This window comes from Acetobacter papayae JCM 25143 (genome assembly GCF_000613285.1).
Classification (GTDB): Bacteria; Pseudomonadota; Alphaproteobacteria; order Acetobacterales; family Acetobacteraceae; genus Acetobacter; species Acetobacter papayae.
On the sequence record NZ_BAIN01000115.1, the window covers coordinates 1 to 4409 of the forward strand.

The window sequence follows — 4409 nt, forward strand, 5'->3', positions numbered from 1 at the left end:
GCCCCGACATGCCGAGGTATGAGTCTCAGCTTCAGCTATTGCTGTGCTGGAAGGGGGCTGCGGCGGTGGCGAGGGGGGTAATCACGATATCGACCGGCTTTTCAGCCAGAGGGTCCTGCCCACCGGCGCGTGCTGTCAGCGGGTTTTCGCTGATGATGGCTTCGGCATCATGGTGAACCTGCATGAACAGGCTGGGTTCCGCTGTGGGGGGCAGATACACCGCATAGGGGTGTGGGCCTGCCAGCCTGTGCACGATATGCGCCTCGCGGGCTGAGTGCACGGCAAAGGCCACCATTACCTTGGAATCGGCCTGTAGGGCGGCTTCCAGACTCTGGCGGTCCGAGGCCATGAGAATAACCCGGTCACGCATGCGCGCCTTGCGCACAAGCTGCACGACGCTGGTGGGGCTTGCGCCGTGCAGGTCGATCATCAGCAGCGTGTTGGCCCGGTAGGCCGTGCTCAGCACATCTGCCAGTGTTCTGCCGTTAGTGCCGACGGTGATCTGACCATCAGGCATGCTGTTCACGCTCAGGCGCACCATGGCTGGGCGCTGGTCGAAATCTGCCTGCAAGGGGCCGGTTCCGGCGCTGGCGTGGCAGATGACCTGTCCATGGTGAATACTCGCCATGACGCCGTAAGCCTTGGCGTGCTGAACGATAACGGCGGTTCCCGCTGCCATGCAGAGCGAGATCACCAGAGCCATTTTCTTCAGGCATCGCCCGCGCCGGGGTGTAATCCGGAGCGACGATGTAATGTCAGCTTCCTGTTCAGGATGCGACATGTGGTGCTTCCTTGTCATTCTGGCCAACCATGGAGGCTGCCCGCGCAAGATCCACGGAGAGAACCCGGCTTACGCCGCGTTCCTGCATGGTTACGCCAAACAGTTGGTCCATATGGGCCATTGTAAGCTGGTGGTGAGTCACCACCAGAAACCGCGTACCTGCTTCGTTAACCATATCGGCAAGCAGGGTGCTGAAACGTCCTACATTGGCATCGTCAAGCGGTGCGTCAACCTCGTCAAGTACGCATATCGGCGCGGGGTTACAGCGAAACACCGAAAAAATCAAGGAGAGCGCTGTCAGGGCCTGCTCTCCGCCCGAAAGGAGCGAGAGGGTGGCCAGTTTCTTGCCCGGTGGCTGGGCGTAAATTTCCAGCCCGGCTTCAAGTGGGTCATCGCTGCCGACAAGCCCCAGATGAGCACGCCCACCACCAAACATGCGGGTAAACAGCGACTGAAAATGGTGATCCACCTGCGCGAATACAGCCATCAGGCGTTCACGCCCTTCCTGATTGAGCGAGCCGATAGAGCCACGTAGCCGGTTTATTGCCGCTTCCAGATCAGCCATTTCGGTGGCCAGTGTTTCGGCCTGTGTCGTGGCTTCGCGCGCTTCCAGCTCGGCGCGGAGGTTGACCGGCCCCATGGCATCGCGCTCATGGGTCAGGCGCGTGATCTTGCGGCGCAGGCTGCCTTCCGCCGCTTCGGTTAGGTCGGATGACGGCGGACGGGCAGGGGGCGGGCTTTCTGCAAGCAACTGGTCCAGAATGGCCCGGGCCTGCTCGCTGCGGCCTTCGGCTTTCAGCAGGGTTTCACGCGCGGTTGCCAGTTCGCCTTCCGCTTTGTGGCGCAGTTCTCCTGCCTGTGTCAGGGCCTCTTCGGCTACAGCCCGGGCCTTGTCTGCGGCAGCGTGGGCTTCCTCTGCTTCTGTCAGGTTCTGCTGGGTCTGCTGTTTTTGCTGGCGTGCGGCATCGGGCAGGGTGGACAGGCGTTCGTGTTCGCTCCGCACGTCCTGCATACGCTGGCGGATGCTTTCTTCTTCCCGGCTGGCGGTTTCGGCGCGTGCGCCCCAGTCTTCCAGCGCGGCTTCGGCGGCGGTGCGGCGGTTGGTCAGCGCGGTGCTTTCGGCCAGCAGGGCCGCGCGTTCTTCCCGCGTGGCATCCAGTTTGGTCTGGCACTCCTGCCGTCTGGCGCGCAACTGCTCGAGTGTCTGTTCCGTTTCGGCGGGAATGGCGGCGGCCTGAAGCGCGCTTTCCGCCCGAACAACCTGTTCGGTCGTCTCGACCTGAGATTGACGCAATTCTGCCATGCGTGGCGTCAGGCCCGCTAGGCGGCCCCGCAGGTCTGCTGCGTGTTCACGGCTGCGCTGGTTTTCATTGGCCGCAGCGTCGGCCGCCTGCTGGGCCAGACGTGCCTGTTCGAGTGTCTGTTTGGCGGTCTGTTCTGCTTCGTTCAGTGCCTGTGTGGCGGTTTCCAGCGCAAGGGCCGCCTGCTGGTCGGCTTCGATGGTGGCAAGGCGCTGGGCCAGCACGTCAAAGGCAGCCTGTTCGCTGGCATGCGCATCGCGCAGGCGGGCGCATTCAGGGGTGAGCGTATCCAGCCGGGCCTGTGCGGCGGCGTGCTTCTGTTCGCTGCCTGCCCGTTCGTCCCGTGCGGTTTGCAGGCGGGCCTGTAATTGCCGGAGTTGCGTGCGGGCTGCCTGTTCGTTGGCCTGTGCTGTGGCATGCTTATTCTGTGCGGCCTGCAAGGCCTCACGCGGTGCATGCACGGGGGGCAGGGCAGCCTGAGTTTCCTGCGCGCGGGCATGGGCGGATTCCGCTTCCAGCCGGGCGGCTGCGACACGTTCCTGCTGGGGCTGAATGGTGTCCAGCCGCGCGCGGGAGGAGGCGTGGCGGCGGCCTGTCTCGCTTTCATGCGTGCGGGCCTGTTGCAGTGCGCGCTCCACCGTGGCGCGTTCGCCCCGCAGGCTGGCAATGGCCCGTTCGGTTTCCTGCACGGCCTGCGCGGCCTGCTCTACTGCCTGCTCAAGTGCGGGTTCATCAGCCTGAAGAGCGTCAATCCGGGCGCGGGTTTCACGCAGGATACGGCGCTGGGCCAGCCTGCGGGCAGCACCACCTGTAGCTGTGGCGCGTGCGTAAAAACCGTCCCATCGCCACAGATCGCCCGCGCGGGAGACAAGGCATTGCCCCGGAGCAAGGGAGGGCAGCAGGGCTATGGCATCGGTATTGTCCGGCACGAGGCCGGTAAAGGTCAGAATCCGCTCCAGTTCCGGCGGTGCGCTTACCAGCGCCTTGAGTGGCGTTGTGCCGGTGGGCAGTGGCGGAGGGGCTGCGGCTGCCAGCAGACGCCAGCCCCGCACTGCGGTTTCGGTGGTGGAGGCATCCAGCCCGTCCGCCAGCGCTGCGGCCAGTGCGGGCTCATACTGTTCTTCCACGGAAAGCTGGGCGGAAACGGGGCTTCCGGCCTGTGGCTCTTCTTCATCCAGAGCGTGGTCAAGCCCTTCGGCCTGAGCGTGCAGGCGGGTCAGTTCCGTCTGGAGTGTTGTGCGGCGCGCGGTCGCGGCACTCAGCGTTTCGCGGCGTGCCGGCAGGGCCTGTTCAGCTTGTTCAAGCGACTGGCTGATCTGTTGCAGGCTGTTTTCCTGCACCATACGGGCCTGTCGGGCTTCTTCCAGCACCGAATCCGGCATGGCTTCGGCGCGGGCTTTTTCCAGCTCCTGCGAAAGAACCTGTTCTTCCTGCCGCGCGCGGGACAGGGCGGTTTCAGCCGCGCGGAGTGCTTCCGTGGCGTTGCGGTGGCGGGCTTCCGCCTCCTGTGCCGCGCGGCTGCTTTCGTTCAGTTGTGTGTCGGCCTGCAGGCGAGCCTGTTCGGCGGTTTCAAGGGCTTCAATAGCCTGTTGCGTGGCCTTGGCCGCTTCTTCTTCCGTCAGGCGCAGGTGGTCGAGGGTTTCGGGGCTGACCAGTGCCGCCATGGCTTCGGCCCGGCGTGTTTCGGCCTGTTGCAGGGCCTTGGCCAGACTGTCGAGCCGCTGGCGGGCCTGAGTGATATTTTCTTTCTGCTCGGCCTGTGCCTGCCGGGCGGCCTCGGCCTGACTGCGCGCCACGGACAGTTCCATGGCGCGCTGCGCGCGCTGGCGTTCGCTTTCATCTGCCGTGGTGCGGGCCTGCTGGGCGGCGAGTGCCGTGCTTTCCGCCGTTGCGGCAATGGCCAGCAGGGTTTCGTTTGAAGGCAGGGCCGCTTCAAGCTCGGCCACTTCGGCCTTGATCGCGCTCAGGGCCTGTGTGGTCAGGCTATGGCGTGCTCTGGCGTTTTCTAGTTCTTCCTGCGCATGGGTATACTGTGCCCGCGCGATATTGAGGGTTTCCGTCAGGGCGGCGAGGTCACGCTCGGTGCTTTCCAGCTCAAGCCGCAGGGTTTCCTGCCGGGTGGCGGCTTCTTCCTGTCGGGTGGGCAGGGTCGCGCTTGCCGCGTCGATTTCGGCTTTTTCGGCCTGTGTGCGCTCGAGCGCGCTACGGGCATCTGTCAGGCGGTTTGTGGCGGCCTGCAAATCCGCTTCGTGCTGGGTCAGGCGCTCATTGGCCTCGCGTGCGAGGGTCAGGGCGCGCTCTTCCTCGCGGGCGGTGCCTTCGGCCAG

General features: G+C 64.8%; 2 protein-coding genes. Both read right to left on the reverse strand.

Annotated features, from left to right (window positions below; all coding sequences use genetic code 11):
• Window positions 1–31 precede the first annotated feature (31 nt).
• Window positions 32–781: a PI-PLC domain-containing protein gene (locus JCM25143_RS14510; RefSeq protein ID WP_025861747.1), complete on the reverse strand. Its 750-nt coding sequence runs from the start codon at window positions 779–781 to the stop codon at window positions 32–34.
• Window positions 768–4409: coiled-coil domain-containing protein (locus tag JCM25143_RS14515; protein ID WP_025861748.1), on the reverse strand; the 3642-nt coding region annotated here is incomplete at its 5' end. The genes JCM25143_RS14515 and JCM25143_RS14510, both read right to left, overlap by 14 nt.